Below are 16,494 nucleotides of genomic sequence, written 5' to 3'. Positions count from 1 at the left end.
AATCGGCGACCCAGCTAATAAAGATAAACCTATGCGCCTTCTAAAAAGCCCTGTATTATCATTTTTGCCAGCTTTTCTCATGATGTTTTACGCTCACAGCCAGGAGATCTATGAGAAAAAAGGGATCGCTATACATGGCTATGATATAGTATCCTATTTCAAAGACAGACCTGAACGCGGTAAAAAAGAATTTGCTACTACCTATAAAGGCATAGTTTTTCTTTTCTCCAGTTTAGCACATAAAGAAGCCTTTATAAATAAGCCATCCCGGTTTCTTCCACAATATGGCGGATTTTGCGCTTACGCGATGGCACTAAAAGGAAAAAAGGTAAAAATAGACCCAAAAACCTATGAAATACGAAATGGTAAACTTTATTTATTTTATCATTCAGGCAAAACAAATACTTTACAGCTTTGGAACAAAGAGGGAGCAGAAATTCTTATTCCCAAAGCCAATGATAACTGGAAAATTCTTATTCACAGCTAGTTTTTTATAAGTCATGTTAGATTAAGTGAACGGGCAGAAACCATTAAACAAAAACAGCTTCTGCCCGTTTCAAACTAAACCATCTTTAAGATGAAATAGTTTTTTCGGCCTCTTTGCAGCAGTACAAACTTCCCGTTTATAAGATGAGATGTATCTATAACCGTGCTTTCTGTTACTTTTTCTTTATTTATGGAAATTGAGTTTTCTTTTAAGGCTCTTCTTGCCTCTCCGTTTGATTTAAGAAAACCGGAATGTTCTGCGAGGGCTGCAATAATATCAATTCCCGATTGAAGCTTTTCAAGCGACAGTTCAGCCTGGGGAACTCCCTCAAAAACATCCAGGAAGGTTTCTTCATCCAGATCTTTCAGATCTTGCGAAGTAGATTTTCCAAAGAGAATTTGTGATGCTTTTATGGCCCTATTCAAAGCGTCTTGAGAGTGGACCATAAGGGTTACTTCATCTGCCAGCCGGTTCTGCAATGCCCTTTGGTGAGGAGCCTCCCTGTGCAGGGCTACAAGGTTCTCAATGGTATCCTTATCCAACAAAGTAAAGATCCTTATATACTTTTCCGCATCTTCATCAGAAGTATTGAGCCAGTACTGGTAAAACTTATAGGGAGATGTACGCCTGGCATCAAGCCATATATTACCGCCTTCTGTTTTTCCAAACTTTGTACCGTCTGCTTTTGTAATAAGCGGGCACGTGAGTGCATATGCTTTTCCGCCTGCTATACGCCGTATCATTTCGGTACCTGTGGTGATATTTCCCCACTGGTCACTACCCCCCATTTGAAGAGTACAGTTTTCCTGTTGAAAAAGATGAAGAAAATCATATCCCTGCACTAATTGATAGGTAAACTCGGTGAAAGACATCCCTTCAGCAGAATCTGACGAAAGGCGCTTTTTTACCGAATCTTTAGCCATCATATAATTAACCGTAATATGTTTGCCCACATCACGTATGAAGGATAAGAAGCCAAAGTCTTTCATCCAGTCATAATTGTTCACCAGCTTTGCCCCGTTAGCAGCATCTGCATTAAAATCCAGAAAACGGTTTAATTGTTGTTGTATCGCTTCCTGATTATTCCTTAAGGTGGCTTCATCCAACAGGTTCCTTTCTGCCGATTTTCCCGAAGGGTCACCAATCATTCCGGTGGCGCCCCCCACCAGTGCAATAGGTTTATGGCCACATAACTGAAAATGCTTAAGCATCATGACACTTACCAGATGCCCAATATGTAATGAATCTGCCGTAGGGTCGATCCCTACATATGCGGCTCGCATATTTTCCATAAGATGCTCTTCAGTACCCGGCATCACATCGTGTATCATGCCCCGCCATTGTAATTCTTCTATAAAGTTTTTAGTTACTGCCATAACATTTTATATAAATCTGCGCAAAGATAGCTGTAATAGAAGAAAGACAAAAGCAGAAAACCTGCCTTGTAAAGATTTAAACACATTCATTATGTACACATAATATATATGCCGTAATTTAGAGCCTATGATATTAGTAACGGGAGGCACAGGATTGGTAGGATCTCATTTACTCTACAGGCTTATAAGCCTGGGTAAAGAGGTCGTAGCCATTCACAGGGCCCAGAGTGATCTTTCCCGGGTAAAAAAAGTATTTTCTTTTTTTTCAGAAAACGCAGATACCCTGTTCTCCAAAATTAAGTGGATTGAAGCTGATATTACTGATATACCTGCTTTGAATACCGCTTTTACCGGAATTACCCATGTATATCATTCAGCTGCTTTTATTTCTTTTGATGCCTCTGATAATAAGTTACTACGCAAAATAAACATAGAAGGCACTGCCAATATTGTGAATTTGTGTATTGCACATAAGGTTCACAAGTTGTGTTTTGTAAGCTCTATTGCCACAATGGGGGACAAACTTTTTGAGGGAATGGTAACCGAAGAATCCCACTGGAATCCGGAAGCAGATAACAACAGTTATGCTATTTCCAAATACGGGGCAGAAATGGAGGTGTGGAGAGGCTCTGTTGAAGGGGTTAAAACAGTGATCGTAAATCCTGGAGTTATCTTAGGTGCCGGATTTAAAGACGGGAGCGGAAAAATCTTTGAAGTGGTACAAAAAGGAATGAAATATTATACCCAAGGGTTAACGGGGTTTGTGGATGTGGAAGATGTGGCAAAAGCCATGACCATTCTCATGGATAGTACTCTTACCAACCAACGGTATATTCTGGTTGCCGAAAACCTTACATTCAAAGAACTCATGACCCGGATAGCCAAAGAATTTAATGTGAGGGCCCCTTACCTAAAAGCCGGCCCCTTTATTTTAGGTGTATTATGGCGCAGTAACTGGTTATGGTCTAAATGTACCAGTAAAAGACCTGTATTTACCCGGGCTTCTGTAAAAGCGGCTGTAAAAAAAGAACACTTTAGCAACCACAAGATTAAAAAAGATCTCGCGTTTTCATTCAAGCCTATTTATGAGAGCATACATACTATTTGCAAAAACTTCACTCGCAACTAATACAAACAAAACACCTATGCAAAAAAGCTTATTTTTTATTTAGGGTATCTAACACAACACGTGTGCTATCCGGCTTTTTTGCTTCCCTTTCTTTTACAATACTGTCTTTTCTCGCTTTAAGGCGCTCCTGTATCTGTTCGTACATTTTTAAGTATTCAGACGGCTGGGAAGAATAGTAAAGAGTGCTATTGGCAAACTGCAGGCTATCAATTCCGTATTTTTCATAGATAAACGATTCCAGCTCCAGTTTATTGATCTCTTCTATTCCCGGATTAATACCCTTAGCTGCATAAACTATGGAAAGATCATACAAAATATTCAACATCTCTTTCTTTTCAATAAGCTTTTCCGGTTCTTGATTACGCTCTTCCTTACAGGAAAACAAAAACAAAAAGACAATAAGATAGCCTGCTACTTTTTTCATGATCTGTCAAATTCAAGACGCATGGCGTTTCTCGTATCAGATACTTTACCATTTTCATACGCCAGGTGTCCGTTTACAAAGGTATGAGTTACCGCTGAAGAGAAGGTAGCACCTTCAAAGGGTGACCATCCGCACTTATACAAAATTGTTTCTTTGTTTACCGGGGTACTGCCATTCATATCAACTATTACCAGGTCGGCATAATACCCTTCACGGACATAACCTCTTTTATGAACATCAAAAAGTATAGCCGGATTATGACATGCTTTTTGTACGAGTTTCTCAAGTGTCAGTTTTCCTGCTTTATGAGCTTCTATCAATGCGGGCAGAGCATGCTGTACCAGAGGTCCTCCCGCAGGTGACGATGTATAAAGACCTTTTTTCTCATCTATGGTATGCGGAGCATGATCTGTGGCAATAATATCAATACGATCGTCCAGTAAAGCCTGCCATAACTGATCGCGATCCTTTGCTGTTTTCACGGCGGGGTTCCATTTTATAAAGGCACCTTTGGTCGCATAATCAGCATCAGAAAATGTGAGGTGGTGAATACAAACCTCAGCTGTTATTTTTTTGTCTTTTAAAGGAATATCATTGCGAAAAAGTTCAGTTTCTTTCCCGGTAGATAAATGGAAAACATGCAACCTTGCACCGGTTCTTTTAGCCAGAGCAATGGCTCTGCTGGAAGAGATATAACACGCTTCTTCACTTCTTATAACAGGGTGTAACTCTATAGGAATATCGTCCCCATATTGGGCCTTATACTTTTCAAGATTGGCCCTAATGGTAGTTTCATCTTCGCAATGGGTAGAGATCACCATTTCTGTGTTAGTGAATATTTTTTCCAACACGGCTTCATTATCTACCAACATATTTCCGGTGGACGATCCTAAAAAAAGTTTTACACCGGCACAGGCATTTTTATCCAGCTTTTTAAGTTCTTCCAGATTGTCATTGGTACCACCAAACATAAAAGAATAGTTGGCAAAAGAAGTGCGGGAAGCAACACTGAACTTTTCTTCCAAACGTTCAATAGAGGTGGTTTGCGGTTTTGTGTTGGGCTGCTCCATAAAAGTGGTGATCCCACCTACAACCGCCGCACGGCTTTCGGTTGCAATATTCGCTTTATGGGTTAACCCGGGCTCTCTAAAATGTACTTGATCGTCAATCATTCCCGGCAACACATAATTTCCTCCGGCATCTATTTCTTTATAAGTACCACCTATGTTTATGGAAGGGGCTATTTTTTCTATGAAATTCCCTTTTATGAGTATATCTGTTTCTGTAATGGTTCCCTCATTCACCAATCTTGTATTTCTTATAACTGTTCGTTGCATGTATTAGTAGTTTGTTTTGTTAAAAATACTTTTGAATTTCATACTCAACACCCCAAAAACCGCCTCAGTTATGATTTTCCCGTTCATTTTTGAGGTTCCTTTCACTCTGTCTTTGAATATAATGGATACTTCCTTTATTCTAAATTTTTTGAGATGCGCTCTGAACTTCATCTCAATTTGAAAAGCATACCCTATAAACTGTATAGTGTCCAGGTCAATAGAGGCAATTACTTTTCTTTTGTAGCAAATAAATCCGGCGGTGGGATCATGTACCCGCATTCCGGTAATAAGTTTTACGTAAAAAGAAGCTCCATATGATAAAAGTATTCGGTCAATGGGCCAGTTTAATACATTTATTCCCTTTACATAACGCGAACCTATGGCCACATCAAACCCTTCTTTGGCACAAGCATTGTAAAGACGCGGTAAGTCTTTGGGATCATGAGAAAAATCGGCATCCATTTCAAAAATATATTCGTATTCCTTTTTTAGGGCCCATTTAAAACCATGAATATACGCAGTTCCCAAACCTGACTTTTCTTTTCTCACCTCCAGAAAAAGTCGTTCCGGATATTTTTCCTGTAAGTGTTGTACCTTTTGAGCAGTACCATCTGGTGAATTGTCATCTACAATAAGAATATGAAATTCTTTTTCTAATTTAAAAACGGCCTCTATAATGGCTTCCACGTTTTCAATCTCATTATAGGTAGGAATAATAACCAGGCTATCGGAATGCATGCTGTCGAAATTCGTAACCGCAAAAATAAAACATTCCGTTTCTTTTGAAACCTTTATCCGCGCTTTTTGATAAATTTAACCCTTAAAAGCATAGTATAAATAAGTATTTTTGCCAAAATTCTAGTCGTTATGATCAAAGACGTACTCAGATCGAATTGGTTGTTTCCCGGTTTTTTGGTCTTGCTAACTTTACTCAATTTGGCTCAGGCCTTCTTTTCAGAACTTATACTTGACGAATCGTACTACTGGTATTTTTCTCAAAATCTGAGTTGGGGCTATTTTGACCACCCACCTATGGTAGCCTTTTTTGTATGGCTTGGAGGGCTGTTTTTTGAAGGTGAACTCGGGGTACGTTTTTTTGCTGCTTTCCTGTTTTCCGGAACCATCTGGTTTTTATGGCAATGTGTTGACCATAAAGATAAGCAGCAAAATCAGGTGCTTTTCTGCATTTTTACAGCATCGGTAGCCTTGCTGAATGTATATGGCTTTTTTATGATTCCGGATACACCCTTACTTTTCTTTGCAGCTTTATTTTTATGGGCTTACAAACGCTTTCTTGAACATGAAGATCTGATATCTGTACTATTACTGGCAATTTGTATGGCCGCTATGATGTATAGCAAATACCATGCTGTACTGCTTATTGGTTTTGTTTTACTTTCTCACCCCCGGCTATTGCTCAATGTACGTTTTCTTGCTGCTGCCGCGATGGCTCTCATATTGTATATCCCGCATATATACTGGTTATATGAAAATGATTTTGTTTCTATAAAATACCATTTGTTTGATCGTGCAGACAGCCGTTATAAATTGGCATTTACCATTGAGTATCTTATTGGTTTTTTAGTGATTCCCGGACTTACTTTTCCCTGGATATACAAAGCATTGTTTAAAACCAGATTTACAGATACTTTTACCAGAGGGCTTCTTTTTTTGGTATATGGTATCTTCCTGTTTTTTCTCTTTTCTTCTTTTAACAGAAGAACGCAGGCACAATGGCCCGTTCTTGTACTCCTGCCTATGGTGATCATCACATTTCGGTATGCACTCACGCACCCCTCTTTTAAAAAGTGGCTTTTAAGAGCGAGTATCGTATCTTTCGTGATGCTTTGTTTTCTGCGAATTGCGATAGTAAGTGAAAAGCTTTCTCCTATTACCTATGAAACCCACGGTAATAAAAAATGGGTGTCTGAAGTAATTTCATTCTCCGAAGGGCTCCCTGTAGTATTTAGAAACTCCTATACAGAAGCAAGTATGCTTATGTTCTATGCAGACCGGGCATCTTTCTCTTTAAACGGGTACCCGTTTAGGCCCAATCAGTTTGACCTTGACAGTACCGAAAATGAATTTAGACATAAAAAAGTAGTGTATATGTCTAACAGATATGATGCAGATTCTGCTTTTGGATATACCCGTACTTTCAGAAAACAAATATGGAGAGGGATTGTGATAGATAGTTTTGTTTCCTGGCGAAAGTTAAAGCTTATACTTGATGAGCCATACGTACATTCACAAACCAAAACACTATCTTTTAAGTTATACAACCCTTATGATGAACCAGTGCCCGTGAGTGACCTCTATTTTTATGGCTTGACCATGAACAAGAAGAAAAAACCTCAGGATACTTTGCCCATAAAACTGGCAGGTATTGAAAAAAAACAGATGATCACACCGGGAGACACCCTGTATCTTACTGCGCAACTAAAGGATCGTAATAAAATAGAAGGAGCTGCTTTTTTCAGAGTATGTATCTCTGAAAAAGATATGCTCCCTTTTGGTTTTCAGGGAAATGTAGTGCCTGTAAAGAATTAACATTTGGAAAGCATTTTAAGAAATACTGACCCGCTCACTTTAGAAACCCTTCTTTTAATAGGGTGCCTGGTGCTGCTTACTATTGCAAAAACCTTATATGAAAACCGGTTTCCTTCATTTCTCATGCTGTTTTTTACCAACAAGTACCTCAAGATCTACGGAAAAGACAAGGGGCTGGTGCTAAACCGTTTTAATATCCTGCTATTTGTAGTACAGGCTGTTGTTTTTGGAATAATTTTAAAGATCGCTACCGAGTATTTTTCTATTTCATCGATCGCTTCTTCACCATTTTGGGTTTTTATTCTCATGTTCATACTGGTAATACTTTTTAAGTTTTATCTTGAAAAATTAATAGCATATCTTTTTAGGATAGAACAATTTACCCGGCAGTATCATTTTCTTAAACTAAGTTATAGAAACTTAATTGCAATTATTATGCTTCCCCTGGTAGCTTTGGCGATGTATGCTCCTTTTGAAAAAAAAACTATTATATTCTTAACAGTCTTCACTTTTGTTTCTCTTAATTTTATTACGCTTATTCTTACATTAAAATATCATCAAAAATTAATAGTTAATCATCTATTCTATTTTATTTTGTATCTTTGCGCACTTGAAATAGCTCCTTACTTAATAATGATTAAGTGGGTTACTATTAACTGATCAAACTAAAGGTTTCTATGAAAGTGAAGACAATTTTGGTTTCCCAACCGGAACCTAAAGTGGAAAACTCGCCTTACCTTCAGCTTATTGAAAAGCAAAAAGTTAAAATTGATTTCAGACCGTTTATTCATGTAGAAGGTGTGGATGCCAAGGAGGTGAGACAACAAAAGATAGACCTTTCGCAATACACTGCTATTGTACTTACCAGTCGCAATTCTATTGATCATTTTTTTCGTATTGCCGAGGAAATGCGCTTTAAAGTTCCGGACAGCATGAAATATTTCTGCCAGTCTGAAGCGGTAGCTTACTACCTTCAAAAATACGTAGTGTACAGAAAGCGTAAAATATATGTTGGTAAAATGTCTTTTCATGATTTGGCTCCTCTTATTAAAAAGTACAAAGATGAAAAGTTTTTACTTCCTTCGTCAGATGTGCTTAAACCGGAGGTTCCTCAAACTCTGGATGATCTGGGCGTAAACTGGAAAAGAGCCATTCTTTACAAAACGGTAATCAGTGATTTGTCTGACCTCAGAGATGTATATTATGATATACTTGTATTTTTTAGCCCTTCAGGCATTGAGTCCCTTTTTAAAAACTTCCCCGATTTTCAGCAAAAGAACACCCGTATTGCCGTTTTTGGCAACAGTACGGTAAATGCTGCTAACTCTGCCGGACTAAGGATCGATATTCTGGCACCTACTCCTGAAACCCCTTCCATGACTATGGCTCTTGAGAAGTATATTTCAGAAGTAAACAAAAAATAAAAAAAAAGCCTGCTGAAAGCAGGTTTTTTTTATGGTATTGTAAGCACTCCGATCAAACAAGAGAGCCTCCATCAATAATCCCGGTTAATTGACCATCACTATTCTCACTTGCTAAGAGTGTAAAAGTCGAAGTCAGTTCAATCCGTTTGCCAACTCCTCACTATATGGCGCCAAGCAATGCTTTTTACACCATCTCTTGTCTTTTCTTTTGCTTTACAAAAAGATATCACTTCTATCCCCAAAAATAGATCCTTAAATGCGCTTCGAGATAGATCTTATTTCTGGAAAAACAAATGGTCTTCCTTGCTAATCTTTTTATATGTGTTCTCAAGGTGAGATTCATGCGTTCAATGGTATTGGTGCAATATTGAAACACTTTGTGAATTCTCCCGGGAATTAATGAAGGGTATATATTGAGGCGATCTGTATAGATGCGCCTTGGCCTTAAAGACAATAAAGTATCTACCAAAGGTTTGATAGTCAATTTAGATTTACCTCCCACATAAAAACCTATCACTTTTTTGGTCTCCCTTTCGATGGCATAGGTTATCCAAACTACATTCTTCTTATGGCCCACAAAACTCCAAAGTTCGTCAACTTCAAATTTACAGCCTGACTTTGAGAACATGGGCGGCTTAATTTGTTTGCTGATCTTGAGAATTCTAGATAACACCGTATTCTTTGAAATACGAGTAATTCTTGAAATACTTCTTATACCACAACCTTCTTTTAAAAAACTGCAAATCAGAGTATCCGTATTCTTATGGTAGGCATTATAATGATAGCCTGACTGGAAATTACAAGAACATGTTTTACAGTAATATCTTTGTTTTTCTCTTCTTTTCCCCTTTTTGATGCAATTAGAAGATCCACAATTTTTACAATTCATATATGCAAAAATAAAACAAGTACCCGTTTGACCCACAAGGCAAACCAAAACCCCTGTTTTATGCGCTCTAACAAGCTCTCGCTATTTCAATGAGTCATCATAAGCCTCTTTTAAAAGGTTTATTCTAAATACAAATTATTGATAATCAAGTTAAAAACTCACGCCTTTCTGTAAAGCACCCGTTTGGGACACTACCCCTAGTTCGTTTAAAGAGTTGGGTAAACGTTTATTTTTTTGCTTAAACATTTCTATTTTATCAATCACAACATTACCTTCTGATTTTAAGTTATGTTTATCAATTAACAGATAAATTATAAACCCTACTATTAAAACGGATATAATCAAAAAAATACTTTTTCTCATACTATTTTTGTGTATAAATTGGTGTTGTTGTTTTATTTGTTCTTGAAGGCGGATTTTCAGAATCCATCGTAGGCATTGTTTGATAATTTGGCGCATCAGTTGGCACAGTAGCTCCTAGAACATTATTCAAATAAGATTGTATTTGTTGGCCTAAAGTCGCATTGCTATCTGGATTAAAATACTGTGTTGCAAAAATGGCTCCAAACCTATCTGATGGTAAATCTTCATAACTATATGAAGAATGAGCCGGATCAAATCTCTCCTGTTTATAACCATCTTGCATAGCCTCGCCAACAGGGTTTTTCTTTCCATCTTTTAGATAACCATAAGCTTTACCAGCATAAAACAAGAAGTGAACCATATCTATCCATCCTCCTTTTTTTGTATAAATATATCTTCCTTTTCTATTATTAAAGTAAGGAGTAACATTTGGTAATGGTCTAAATTGTTTCCAATTCCATTCAGTTGAGCCTAAAGAAACCAGAGCGTCTTCTGCAGCTTTACCTTTTTTTCTACCCATTTTACTTGGAGTATTATTAAACATTTGTAAAAATTCTTCTGCAGTACCAGCAATTCTTTTAATAGATTCCATAGCATTATTTGAATTTTCGTCATCTCCATCTTCTTCTATGACATCATTGTCTCCATAGTAAGTGATTGAAAAACCTCCATCTGGTGTCGCATTCCAAGCCTCTTGAATCATATCTTGAACTGAATTTGCTCCACTAGGGTCTGCCCAATATACTGGATTATTATCAAAAGCTGAATATGTGGAATAATCAAAATGAGTTACAGGATCTTGTACTACCCATCTCGCTATTTCAATGAGTCATCATAAGCCTCTTTTAATAGGTTTATTCTAAATATAAATTATTGATAATCAAATTAAAAACTCACGCCTTTCTGTAAAGCACCCGTTTGGGACACTACCCTACCCTACTATTTTATCTAAACAAAAAAAATACGATAAAAGTCAAAATTATTATCACGGTTAAAACAATCACAATCTTTTTGTTTCCATGCAAAAAATCGATTAAAAATTCTAAGACAGTTTTGATTATCTCTTCCATTTTCCGTCGATTTTTTAAAAGGAAGATACCAAATCTCCATTTTTAAAATGGCTCTTCTTAATTAGTTCTCCTCCATCTGTAAAAAAGAGTTTTAGACCATGTGCCTTACCTTTTTTAATTTCACCAATCTGTTTAAGGGTTCCATTTGGATGAAAAAGCAATCTAAAACCATTATCAGAAGTATCATAGACCCGAAAGGACTTCAATAAACCATTACTATAATGTGAAGTTATAATTTGATTCCCTTCGTCTTCATTCAATTGTTTAATGTACTTCGGAGTATGGTTTTCGTTCAAATGGATTAAAACGCCATTTTCCATATTATTTTTAAAACCTTTGAAACCAATCACTTGTCCATTTGCTCCATAATATGTTTGTAATCCATTTTTTAAGCCTTCTGACAAATTGACCTCACTTTCTTTTGTGCCGTCTTTTCGATAAAAAATAAGTTCATCACCTTGGATTTTCCCTATCGTAGAGATATTGCCTTCATAATCGTAGTTAACGATACTATCAATCAATCTACCATCTTTCCATATCGAGACCTCACTTAATGTCCCATCTATACGAAATATAGAGTCAGTACCTGTAACTAACCCTTCTCTGCTAAGACTGTATTTACGCTTTATATTATTATTGGGATAATATTCCTCTTTTAAAACCTCTTTTTGATAATCACAACTTCCTATTGCAAGCAAAGCAATAAAAGCAATTCCCGTTAGTATCTTCATGTTTATTCTCTTAAAGGGTTATCATATCTTCCAAAAATGTGCAATGTATCACCATATTGAGTACCATAATAGACATACTTATAATCTCTTTGTGGATATCTCGAATCCGATAATTCTGTCTCATTTGTATTTATTGTAGTCTCATTGAATAAATTTGCATTTGAGTAAATCAGAATCACATCATTTAAAACTTCTGTACTTATCATATTATAAAAACCATCCCTTACATTATCCCATTTCACGATATTATCAATCGCTCTACCATCACTTTCAAAATCTGAAATTCCAATGGCAACGATTTCTCCGATAACAGGAAGTGCCTTAAGACCATCTTGCTCTACCTTAGCCATACTACTAATTGCAGCTATAGGCGATATGGGATGCGATGCGATTTTTTTGGCAAGTTTCAAAGGGACTCCCAATCTTTTCAAAAGCTTCAATTGTTTGGCTTTACTCATTCCCTTGAAAGCTGAATAAAATGCGCTAGTCTTAGCTTTATATAGTCCTGTGGGGTCTTCGCCATATCCTGTAACCCAATCAAAGTTTTCATTTTCAAAACTCAAATTCATGATATCACCTGTTATATTTACGCCATAAAACTGATGCTTAGGAATTTCTGCCGTTTGTCCATCATCACTCGAAAAAGTCCCATCATTATTATTGGTCCAAATAGTTTCTTCATCATCGCCTGACCTTAAAAACAATTCCGAAACCAAAGAAGTAGCATCAGCTCCTGATGGATCTATCCAATAGATAGGATTATTGTCAAACCCGTTGTATGTAGAGTTTGAAAAATGAGTTACAGGATCTTGTACTACCCATTTCGCTATTTCAATGAGTCATCATAAGCCTCTTTTAATAGGTTTATTCTAAATATAAATTATTGATAATCAAATTAAAAACTCACGCCTTTCTGTAAAGCACCCGTTTGGGACACTACCCTACCCTACCTACCGTTTTTACTCCCAAACTTCACTTTCCCAAAATCTGTTATCATTGATATTGTACTTTCCCTTAATATAACCCATTTCACGCAGGTACATTATTCTTAAATCTCTTGACATGTTATTGGGTATTTCGGATGTTGTTATTTTATATTTTAACTCATCAATTATTTTGATAGAATTATCTTTATTAATCTTTTTTGCAATAAAGCATCCTCCTACATATTGAAGACTGTCCTTATTGTTGATTACGTAAGGGTTCTTCTTTTTACTTAAATATAAAAAGGTTATTTTATCTTTAGGACCATAAAAAATTGTATCAATCTCAATAGACAATATCTTGCTTTTAGGCTTAGTTTTTCTCGTTGCGTCCACAGAATCTATATAAGAAGCCAATGCAGCCTTTATAGATTTTACATCATTCGCATATATATCTTTTTGTATTGAACTATTATTCCGATACTCTTCAGGTGTACTTGTATTCTGTACACAAGAAGAAATAAAAAATAATAGGATATTAAAAAAAATTACTCTAAACCATTTCATTTTTAATCGTTTTAATTGTTCTTACAACTAGTACAAATCCACTCTTGATCATCTTCATTCCATTCATAAGTTCCTTCCTGTAAATCATTAACATTATCTATAAAAGTTTCAATAAAATGTGATGTTTTATTTGGGTTATTAGTCACTTCATCTGCATCTTCTTCCTCTTCATTAGCAAGCCACCCTGCATCAAATATACTCCACCATGCAGAGTTTATAAATTGTTGAGTATAAATATTATTATCAGCTTTACCAAGTCTCCTTCCTGCTTGAAAGGGATCAAAATCAGCGACTAAGCTAACCAAAGTTTTACGCACTTGAGGGTCTTTACTTGTTTTAATATAATACTTCAAGGCAGCTACAAACCCTTTTCCATAAACACCTCCCATACTATGAGTAATTACTTTTATAGTTTCAGTAATATTGCCTTGAGGATCTCTTGCTAAACTTCGAATTATAGACTCTGCAAGCTTTAAACCATTATCATAATCTTGCTTAAATCTTTGTCCTGTAGTGAAGTTATTAAAAATTGAACCTGGCGAACCGTCAATATACATTCTATTATGGTCATCAAAGTGGTTCGAAACACTAATATCAAAAGCATAAGGTACTTTTCTAAAAGCATTATACCTCCAATTATTTTTTGGATTAGTATATGTATAAAACTCTGTCCTATAACCTCTCCAGTAATTCTTACCACCGCCTCCTAATCCATTGATGAAAATTACAAGGTTACCGTCTGGATCGATCGCTTGTATAGGTGTATTTAAAGCATAAATATAAGGTGAATTGGCAAAATAAAATTCGGCTTTATTATCAGTTGAGTGCCACCTACCGAGAGTAGCATCATACATCCTTGCACCATAGTCATACCAATTTAATCCTAACTCTTCTTGTATCTCTTTCCCATTATATTCAAAAGTATGATCCCTGCCATTTATCCCGGAGTTATACCCTTTATGTTTTAATCCAAAAGGATAATAATTATTCTCCTCTTTGATTTCTCCAATATCTATAAGACCGTTACCATCTGTATCAGCATAACTTAAACGTACGTTACCAAGATGATCTTTAGATTGATAAATATAAGAAAAATCACCATTTGTCATAGGTTCAATATACCCTTCGGCATGGTGAAAGAACTCTAAGGTATTATTCTTATATACAAACTTCCTGGCATACTGGGTTTCGGTGATACCATTGGCTACATCAGTTACTGTTTTTTTAAGTTTACCACCTGTGGCATCATATACATAATTCACGGTATTACCACCTCCAAAATCTATCTGTAGCGGTAAATTCAAATGGTTATAGCTATCGTAATAGTTTACGCTATATACCTGGGTAACGGCTGTGTTTGGAAAGGCTGTGTTACTGTAATATACCTGGGTACCGCCCAGGGTTTGGGCAGTGGTACTACGCCCCTCATAGACGGTATAGGCAGCGAATAAGCACCCGTTTGACCCACAAGGCGAACTAAAACCCCTGTTTTATGCGCTCTAACAAACTCTCGCTATTTCAATGAGTCATCATAAGCCTCTTTTAAGAGGTTTATTATAAATACAAATTATTGATAATCAAATTAAAAACTCACGCTTTTCTGTAAAGCACCCGTTTGGGACACTACCCCCGTTTGGGACACTACCCATTACTCCAAACTGTAAAACGTATTGCAATAAAAAAACCACTCCGAAGAGTGGTTAGTGGCTAAGTTTATTACATTTTTATTTTCTTATTATTCCAAATAATATTATCAACCGATACCCAATCTTCATTATTCTTGATTAGCCATACAACGGTTTCAATATCTTTTTTAACCCACTTCAGTTCTCTTACTTCAATCGGCTTTTTGTCATTTAATAAGTCATACAAAGTAGATTGATATTCATAAAGCCTTGTCTTTTCATCTAACAAAAAACTTTCATCTGTACTTGGTTCCCCATATTTGACAATAAGTTCTTCATACTTCAAGTCATTTAAAGAAGTATCTTGTTTTATTTGTGATTTACAAGCTATAAACATAAAAAGTAATGTAAAAATATAAAGATTACCATTTAGGATTGCTTTCATCTATTTTAGAGTTATATTGATTATTTGACCCAACATTATCATTCAACCATTTAGTAAAGGAAGAATTATATTTACTTATTATATGTGACAAAACTGCATCTATATTTTTTTGTTCAACAATTCCTTTCATTGCAGGTTCTGCCATAATATTACCTGTCCATCCTGCATTTGCTCCACTACTTGAATATCTGTCAGTCAATCCAATTAAATGACCAAATTCGTGTGGTGCAGGGTTATCTTGTGCAAGAGTTAAACCTCCTCGTCCATTAGCTCTCCATTGTCCTTCATCTCCGCCTCTTACATATGAACGAGCATTATTACTATCTATTTCAATATAATTATCTGTATTAAATGGATTGTTTTTTCCTGAAAAAAGGCTTGGTTTTTTCGAAGGGTTTTTAGCATCATATAATTTCACTTGTATATCAAATGCTACCGTATAAACTTTACCTGATGAAGGGTCTGTATAAGTCCAACTATTACCATTTTTATCTTTATTCCAGGCATTCATAATATCCGATTGCATTAAGTTAGCAATATTTTGTGTTGCTCCTGAACCATATATATAAATTGTTGAAGAAATAGTTACTTTCCCATTTTTGATAGTAACTTTTGCATCATCTGGTTTAGCAGAACTACTATTGCTATTAGACGATTGCCCTCCAATACCATATTCAGCTTGTACATCATTCCAACTAACTTCATTTCCATTTTCATCTTCATATCTTCCCGTACCCCAATTATAAACAGAAGCCATTCCATTAGGGTCTACAAAAACGACAGGGTTATTAGTTGCATAATTATAAGGAGTAAACCCATAATAAACTTCAGCCAACGGATCAATATTCATCCACCTCCCTAATGCCGCATCATAATTTCTTGCCCCATAATCATACCAATCAAGTCCCAACTCTTCCTGCAATTCTTTTCCATTAAATTGGTATTTCTCTGCCTGTGAGTTGGCATTGGCACTCACAAAATTGTTATATCCAAAATGGGTCATTCCGAAGGGATAGTACGACTTTTCGGATATGATTTCTGTTAATGGGTTGATACTCCCGTTGTTATCGGAGTCAGCGTATGTTAATCGTACGTTCCCTAAGTGATCTCTATACTGATAGACATACCTAAACTGCCCACCACCATCTTTATAT

At 36.2% G+C, this 16,494-nt stretch carries 19 protein-coding genes; 6 read left to right on the top strand and 13 right to left on the bottom strand.

The annotated features are described in order from the left end of the window. Positions 1-31 precede the first annotated feature (31 nt). Positions 32-487 carry a YHS domain-containing (seleno)protein gene (locus WAO84_RS06245; RefSeq protein ID WP_340064471.1) on the top strand — a complete coding sequence of 152 codons (456 nt, stop codon included), beginning with the start codon at positions 32-34 and terminating at the stop codon, positions 485-487. Between the two features lie 74 nt (positions 488-561). Here the strand turns inward: WAO84_RS06245 and tyrS are convergent, their stop codons facing one another. Beyond that, entirely contained in the window at positions 562-1,863 is a 1,302-nt protein-coding gene (gene tyrS, locus WAO84_RS06240; protein WP_340064470.1) for a tyrosine--tRNA ligase, read from the bottom strand. A 127-nt stretch (positions 1,864-1,990) separates the two neighbouring features. Between tyrS and WAO84_RS06235 the strand changes: the two genes are divergently transcribed. After that, on the top strand, positions 1,991-2,992 hold the full coding sequence (locus WAO84_RS06235; protein WP_340064469.1) for an NAD-dependent epimerase/dehydratase family protein: 1,002 nt from the start codon (positions 1,991-1,993) through the stop codon (positions 2,990-2,992). A 28-nt stretch (positions 2,993-3,020) separates the two neighbouring features. Here WAO84_RS06235 and WAO84_RS06230 read toward each other — a convergent pair whose 3' ends face one another. From WAO84_RS06230 to WAO84_RS06220, 3 genes are read right to left on the bottom strand one after another with little or no spacing between them, the layout of a single operon-like run. Continuing rightward, complete coding sequence (locus tag WAO84_RS06230) at positions 3,021-3,416, bottom strand: DUF4296 domain-containing protein (protein WP_340064467.1); 396 nt, start codon at positions 3,414-3,416, stop codon at positions 3,021-3,023. After that, positions 3,413-4,753, bottom strand: coding sequence for a dihydroorotase (locus WAO84_RS06225; protein WP_340064466.1), 1,341 nt, complete (start codon positions 4,751-4,753; stop codon positions 3,413-3,415). Before WAO84_RS06225 ends, WAO84_RS06230 begins: the two co-directional genes overlap by 4 nt. A gap of 3 nt (positions 4,754-4,756) precedes the next feature. After that, a complete protein-coding gene (locus tag WAO84_RS06220) occupies positions 4,757-5,491 on the bottom strand; it encodes a polyprenol monophosphomannose synthase (RefSeq protein WP_340064465.1) in 735 nt (244 codons plus the stop codon). Positions 5,492-5,620: 129 nt separating this feature from the next. Here WAO84_RS06220 and WAO84_RS06215 point away from each other — a divergent pair, with 129 nt between their 5' ends. Genes WAO84_RS06215 through WAO84_RS06205 form a run of 3 tightly spaced genes read left to right on the top strand, consistent with a single transcriptional unit; the run spans position 5,621 to position 8,727 of the window. Continuing rightward, positions 5,621-7,303 (top strand): ArnT family glycosyltransferase, encoded by a 1,683-nt coding sequence (locus WAO84_RS06215; protein ID WP_340064464.1) that lies wholly within the window; start codon positions 5,621-5,623, stop codon positions 7,301-7,303. A gap of 3 nt (positions 7,304-7,306) precedes the next feature. Next, positions 7,307-7,963 (top strand): DUF4271 domain-containing protein, encoded by a 657-nt coding sequence (locus WAO84_RS06210; protein ID WP_340064462.1) that lies wholly within the window; start codon positions 7,307-7,309, stop codon positions 7,961-7,963. A gap of 17 nt (positions 7,964-7,980) precedes the next feature. Then, positions 7,981-8,727: a uroporphyrinogen-III synthase gene (locus WAO84_RS06205; protein WP_340064461.1), complete on the top strand. Its 747-nt coding sequence runs from the start codon at positions 7,981-7,983 to the stop codon at positions 8,725-8,727. A 232-nt stretch (positions 8,728-8,959) separates the two neighbouring features. Here WAO84_RS06205 and WAO84_RS06200 read toward each other — a convergent pair whose 3' ends face one another. From WAO84_RS06200 to WAO84_RS06170, 7 genes are all read right to left on the bottom strand, one after another. Further along, a complete protein-coding gene (locus WAO84_RS06200; protein ID WP_340064460.1) occupies positions 8,960-9,616 on the bottom strand; it encodes an IS1 family transposase in 657 nt (218 codons plus the stop codon). A 150-nt stretch (positions 9,617-9,766) separates the two neighbouring features. Continuing rightward, positions 9,767-9,979 (bottom strand): hypothetical protein, encoded by a 213-nt coding sequence (locus WAO84_RS06195; RefSeq protein ID WP_340064458.1) that lies wholly within the window; start codon positions 9,977-9,979, stop codon positions 9,767-9,769. A gap of 1 nt (position 9,980) precedes the next feature. Beyond that, positions 9,981-10,682, bottom strand: a complete 702-nt coding sequence (locus WAO84_RS06190; RefSeq protein ID WP_340064456.1) for a hypothetical protein — start codon at positions 10,680-10,682, stop codon at positions 9,981-9,983. A 381-nt stretch (positions 10,683-11,063) separates the two neighbouring features. Further along, positions 11,064-11,780, bottom strand: a complete 717-nt coding sequence (locus WAO84_RS06185; protein ID WP_340064454.1) for a toxin-antitoxin system YwqK family antitoxin — start codon at positions 11,778-11,780, stop codon at positions 11,064-11,066. A 2-nt stretch (positions 11,781-11,782) separates the two neighbouring features. Beyond that, on the bottom strand, positions 11,783-12,496 hold the full coding sequence (locus WAO84_RS06180; protein WP_340064452.1) for a hypothetical protein: 714 nt from the start codon (positions 12,494-12,496) through the stop codon (positions 11,783-11,785). A gap of 243 nt (positions 12,497-12,739) precedes the next feature. Then, positions 12,740-13,270, bottom strand: a complete 531-nt coding sequence (locus WAO84_RS06175; protein WP_340064450.1) for a hypothetical protein — start codon at positions 13,268-13,270, stop codon at positions 12,740-12,742. Positions 13,271-13,281: 11 nt separating this feature from the next. Further along, positions 13,282-14,574: an RHS repeat-associated core domain-containing protein gene (locus tag WAO84_RS06170; RefSeq protein ID WP_340064449.1), complete on the bottom strand. Its 1,293-nt coding sequence runs from the start codon at positions 14,572-14,574 to the stop codon at positions 13,282-13,284. Here WAO84_RS06170 and WAO84_RS06165 point away from each other — a divergent pair, their 5' ends adjacent. Beyond that, positions 14,575-14,721, top strand: a complete 147-nt coding sequence (locus WAO84_RS06165) for a hypothetical protein (protein WP_340064448.1) — start codon at positions 14,575-14,577, stop codon at positions 14,719-14,721. 265 nt (positions 14,722-14,986) lie between these two features. Here the strand turns inward: WAO84_RS06165 and WAO84_RS06160 are convergent, their stop codons facing one another. Both WAO84_RS06160 and WAO84_RS06155 read right to left on the bottom strand, forming a co-directional pair. Then, entirely contained in the window at positions 14,987-15,340 is a 354-nt protein-coding gene (locus WAO84_RS06160) for a hypothetical protein (protein ID WP_340064446.1), read from the bottom strand. After that, the coding region (locus WAO84_RS06155) for an RHS repeat domain-containing protein (protein WP_340064444.1) at positions 15,318-16,494 on the bottom strand (1,177 nt) is incomplete at its 5' end. The genes WAO84_RS06155 and WAO84_RS06160, both read right to left, overlap by 23 nt.

This window comes from Ascidiimonas aurantiaca (genome assembly GCF_037646345.1).
Classification (GTDB): domain Bacteria; phylum Bacteroidota; class Bacteroidia; order Flavobacteriales; family Flavobacteriaceae; genus Ascidiimonas; species Ascidiimonas aurantiaca.
This window is presented reverse-complemented; position numbering and strand designations above follow the sequence as displayed.